The following is a 587-nucleotide window of genomic DNA, read 5'->3' as shown; positions in this document are numbered from 1 at the left end:
ACGAACAGGCGCACGCCGGTCGAGATCTCGACGACGTGCTCCACGCCCTGGGTGAGGCCGTAGAGGTAGTCGACGGTATCGACCACGCTGAGGTCGCCGAAGAGGTCGTGCTGCTGCCCGAACGCTGCGGTGGGTGCCGGGAACAGCAACCGGTTCAGCGTCTCCTGACGCGTCCGCGAGTCACCCGCGAGACCCGCCCGGTCGTCGTCGCCGAGCGGGGTCACGCCCACGTTCACCGTGCGGCCCTCGAGCATTTTGGAGCGGAACGGCTCGGGCCAGCCGCCGGGGAGCTCGCCGAGCTCGCCCGCCATGAACCCGATCACGCTGTCGGGGATGTCGTAGTTCTGCGGGTTCTGCTCGAAGTCGGCCGGGTCGGCCTTGACCGCGGCGAGGTGCAGGGCGAGATCGCCGACCACCTTCGACGACGGCGTGACCTTCGGGATGCGGCCCAGGATCCGGTTCGCGGCCGCATAGAGGTCCTCGACCCGTTCGAAATCGTCGGCAAGTCCCAGCGCGATGGCCTGCTGGCGGAGGTTCGAGAGCTGCCCGCCCGGGATCTCGTGCGTGTAGACGCGGCCGGTGGGGCC

1 pseudogene is annotated in these 587 nt (G+C 69.7%); it reads right to left on the bottom strand.

The window, feature by feature from the left end:
• A pseudogene (locus tag N1028_RS19705) lies at positions 1-587 on the bottom strand (pyruvate carboxylase); the annotation flags it as partial.

The sequence above is a fragment of the Herbiconiux oxytropis genome, from assembly GCF_024979315.1.
Lineage (GTDB): Bacteria > Actinomycetota > Actinomycetes > Actinomycetales > Microbacteriaceae > Herbiconiux > Herbiconiux oxytropis.
This window is presented reverse-complemented; position numbering and strand designations above follow the sequence as displayed.